At 68.9% G+C, this 3,831-nt stretch carries 3 protein-coding genes and 1 pseudogene; 3 read left to right on the top strand and 1 reads right to left on the bottom strand.

Features of this window, described 5'->3' with window-relative positions:
* Window positions 1–412: pseudogene (locus ACWDS7_RS47170) on the top strand (phospholipid carrier-dependent glycosyltransferase); the annotation flags it as partial.
* Here ACWDS7_RS47170 and ACWDS7_RS47165 read toward each other — a convergent pair.
* On the bottom strand, window positions 360–1,889 hold the full coding sequence (locus ACWDS7_RS47165) for a hypothetical protein (protein WP_306863630.1): 1,530 nt from the start codon (window positions 1,887–1,889) through the stop codon (window positions 360–362). The pseudogene ACWDS7_RS47170 and the gene ACWDS7_RS47165 overlap by 53 nt on opposite strands.
* Before the next feature lie 119 nt (window positions 1,890–2,008).
* On the opposite strand from ACWDS7_RS47165, the gene ACWDS7_RS47160 reads away from it, so the two are divergent.
* Together ACWDS7_RS47160 and ACWDS7_RS47155 are read left to right on the top strand one after the other, a co-directional pair.
* Window positions 2,009–3,247 carry a glycosyltransferase family 2 protein gene (locus tag ACWDS7_RS47160; protein WP_399966039.1) on the top strand — a complete coding sequence of 413 codons (1,239 nt, stop codon included), beginning with the start codon at window positions 2,009–2,011 and terminating at the stop codon, window positions 3,245–3,247.
* Between the two features lie 25 nt (window positions 3,248–3,272).
* The coding region (locus ACWDS7_RS47155) for a class I tRNA ligase family protein (RefSeq protein ID WP_451934625.1) at window positions 3,273–3,831 on the top strand (559 nt) is incomplete at its 3' end.

Here is a 3,831-nt window from a genome sequence, read left to right as displayed (position 1 = left end):
GGTGCTCGGGGTCGGCACCCCGGTCATCTGGTACGGCGGGCTGGCCGCGCTCATCACGATGATCGCCTGGTACGTCGCCACCCGCGACTGGCGCGCCGGAGCGGTGCTGCTGGCCTACGCCGTCGGCTGGCTGCCCTGGTTCTACTGGGCCATCGCCGACAACCGGACCATGTATCTGTTCTACGCGATCCCCATGGTCCCGTTCATGATCCTCGCACTGACCCTGGCCGCCGGACTGGTCATCGGGAAGGCGGAGGCCGCGCCCAACCGCAGGGCGGTCGGGGCCGCGTTCGCCGGGGCCTTCATGATCCTCGCGCTGGTCAACTTCGCCTGGCTCCACCCGGTGCTCGTCGCCGAGATCATTCCGCACTCGCAGTGGTGGGCGCGGATCCTGCTTTCGCGGTGGGTCTAGCGAACCCCCGGCGCAGGGAGATCGCGGCGGCGAGGCAGGCCAGCGGCACCGCCGGCAGCAGGTAGCGGTAGTCGAACTCGGCGGTCGCGGCCGGGGCCAGGATGAGGCCGAAGGCGGCCAGCCACGGCAGCAGCACCGGTCCGCCCAGGGTGCGCCAGCGCACCGCCACCCCGGCCAGGCCGATCAGGAGCAGGACGCCGACGACGATGCCGGGCAGCCTGACCGTCCGCTGGTAGGCCTGCATGAAGGAGGCCCAGGGGTCGTGGAGCTGGGTGCCGATCACGCTCTGCCGGCCGCGGATCTCCGCCGTCGGCAGGCCCGGATCGTATCTGCGCGCGTCGCCGTCGGTGGTGCCCTTGTAGGACGACCAGGCGGGCAGCACCTTGTCCTCGAAGGAGAACTCGTACTGCTGGAAGGTCGCGTAGTCGGGGAAGCGCGGCCGGCCCCAGTGGAAGGCGCGGAAGAAGTCGACGGCCACCTTGGCGAGGTAGTCGCCCGGCTGGGACATGATGGCCCGCCTGGCGAACTTCCCGGCGGTCTGGTTCATCTGCGGGGTGAACGTGCTGCCCGTCCCGAAGGCGTGGAAGCGCTGGCCGCCCCTGGCCCACCACAGGTAGTTCTGGCCGGAGAAGCTGCGCTCGCTCGGCGGGGCGGTGATGCACAGCAGCGCCAGCTCCAGCTCCTTGCGGGGGTCGACCCCCATCTTCGTGCAGTCGGCGAACAGCGCGGTGCGCATGTAGAGGATCGCGCCGTCGCTGTTGGTCATGGCGTAGTTGCCGTGCGCGGAGGCGAACCAGCCCATGTAGCCGAGCACCGGGACCGCGCACGCGGTCACCATGGCCGCGATCGGCTTCCACCCGGTGCGCTTGATCAGCATGTAGACGCAGACCAGGGCGAGGATCGGCAGTCCGATCGACCGGGTCAGCGCGGTGAGGGCGAGCAGCAGGCCGATGACCGCGCCGAGCCGCCAGGACACCTTCCGGTGCCAGAGCACCAGCGTGATGACGCCCATGACCAGCAGCATGAACATCGTGTCGGACATGATCAGGTGTTCGAGCTGGATCTGGTAGGCGTCGAACAGCACCGGCACGGCGGCCAGCGTCGCCCCCCAGCCGGGCAGCCCGAACCTCCTGCGCAGCAGCGCGTAGACCAGCACCGCGATGGACAGGCCCATCAGGTGCTGGGTGAAGGCGACCAGACCGAAACTGTGGAAGGGGCGCAGCAGTAGCAGCCAGAAGGAGTAACCGTTCGGGCGCAGGGCACTGGGGCGTTCGGGGTTGACCGCCCCCGACACGTATTCGAAGGAGTCGTTGAACCACAGGGCCGGGCCGTACCCGAGCATGGTGACCACACGCAGCACGAACGCCAGCGCGAGCGCGGCCACGAAGAGGCGATGGCGGCGTAGGAAAGCCCGCAGGCGCGCGCTCCAGTCAGCTGGAGGCACCTCCAGACGTGCTCGTTCTGCGACGGTCACCATGCATTACAGGATGCCAGTCGTTTCGCGGAGTTGACCCGCGCAGTAGAGGTTAGAGGGCATCATGATGAGATTGGCCTGTGCCGTAAATGAAGGGTTGAGACGTGGAACTGACCGTGGTGATGCCTTGTTTGAATGAGGCGGAGACCGTGGAGACCTGCGTACGCAAGGCACTGGCCTGCATGCGGGAACACGGGATCGACGGAGAAGTGCTGATCGCCGACAACGGCAGCACCGACGGCTCGCAGCAGCTCGCGCGGGACGCCGGGGCCCGGGTGGTGCACGTCGACGCCAAGGGTTACGGAAACGCCCTCATGGGCGGAATCCGGGCGGCCCGGGGCAGATACGTCATCATGGGCGACGCCGACGACTCCTACGACTTCACCGCGCTGCTGCCGTTCGTCGAGCAGCTGCGCGACGGGGCCGACCTGGTGATGGGCAACCGGTTCAAGGGCGGCATCGCGCCGGGCGCCATGCCCCCGCTCCACCGCTACCTCGGCAACCCGGTGCTGTCCTTCATCGGCCGCCTGTTCTTCCCCAGCGCGATCGGCGACTTCCACTGCGGCCTGCGCGGCTTCCGGCGCGACTCCATCCTCAAGCTCGGCCTGCAGACCGGCGGCATGGAGTTCGCCAGCGAGATGGTGGTGCGCTCGACGCTGTCCGGGCTGGACGTGCGCGAGGTGGCCACCACGCTGTCGCCCGACGGCCGCTCCCGCCCGCCGCACCTGCGCTCCTGGCGCGACGGCTGGCGCCACCTGCGCTTCCTCATGCTCTACAGCCCGCGCTGGCTGTTCCTCATCCCGGGCATGGTCCTGATGACCATCGGCCTGGTCGCGGGCGCCGCCCTGACCTTCGGCCCGGTGTACATCGGCAAGCTCGCCTTCGACGTCGACACCCTGGTCGGCGCCTCCGCCGCGATGGTGATCGGCTTCCAGGCGGTGCTGTTCGCGGTGTTCACCAAGGTCTACGCGGCCGAGGAGGGCTTCCTGCCCGAAGACAGGCGGGTGCGCAAGCTCGTCGACATCGTGACCCTGGAGAAGGGCCTGGTCGTCGGCGGCCTGCTGGCCCTGGCCGGTCTGGGCGGCCTGGTCGCCTCGCTGGTCCACTGGCAGACGCGCAGCTTCGGCACGCTGATCCCCTCCGAGTCGCTGCGCCTGGTCGTGCCCTCGGCCACCGCGCTGATCATGAGCTTCCAGACCATCTTCGCGGCGCTGTTCGTCAGCATCCTCGGCATCCGCCGGACCAAGGAGACGCTCGTCGACGTGGCCGCCTCCGCGGCCGAGGAGGCCGCCGAGGCCGTGACCCGGGAGAGCGCCGAGGAGGCGGCCGAGGCCGTATCCCGGGAGAGCACCAAGGCCTGAGCCCGCGTCCCTTAGGCTTGGCATCATGTCCCAGCACATCCTGACCGCGGTCGCGTGGCCCTACGCCAACGGCCCCCGCCACATCGGGCACGTCTCCGGATTCGGCGTGCCGTCCGACATCTTCAGCCGCTACCAGCGGATGGTGGGGAACAAGGTCCTGATGGTCAGCGGGACCGACGAGCACGGCACCCCCATCCAGGTGCAGGCCGACAAGGAGGGCGTCAGCGCCCGGGAGCTCGCCGACCGCTACAACAGGGTGATCGTCGAGGACCTCCGGGCGCTGGGTCTGTCCTACGACCTGTTCACCCGGACCACGACCGGCAACCACTACGCCGTGGTCCAGGAGATCTTCAAGGGTCTCCACGCCAACGGCTACATCTTCCCCAAGACCACGATGGGGGCGATCTCGCCCTCCACCGGCCGCACCCTCCCCGACCGCTACATCGAGGGCACCTGCCCGATCTGCCACTACGACGGCGCCCGCGGCGACCAGTGCGACAACTGCGGCAACCAGCTCGACCCGATCCAGCTCATCAACCCGGTCAGCAAGATCAACGGTGAGACGCCGATCTTCGTCGAGACCG

The organism is Streptosporangium sp. NPDC003464 (genome assembly GCF_053588315.1).
This window is presented reverse-complemented; position numbering and strand designations above follow the sequence as displayed.

Bases quoted from the DNA above. Each gene is read 5' to 3' on its own strand.
- ACWDS7_RS47165 (WP_306863630.1), bottom strand. From the start codon at position 1,889: ATGGTGACCGTCGCAGAACGAGCACGTCTGGAGGTGCCTCCAGCTGAC.
- ACWDS7_RS47160 (WP_399966039.1), top strand. From the start codon at position 2,009: ATGCCTTGTTTGAATGAGGCGGAGACCGTGGAGACCTGCGTACGCAAG.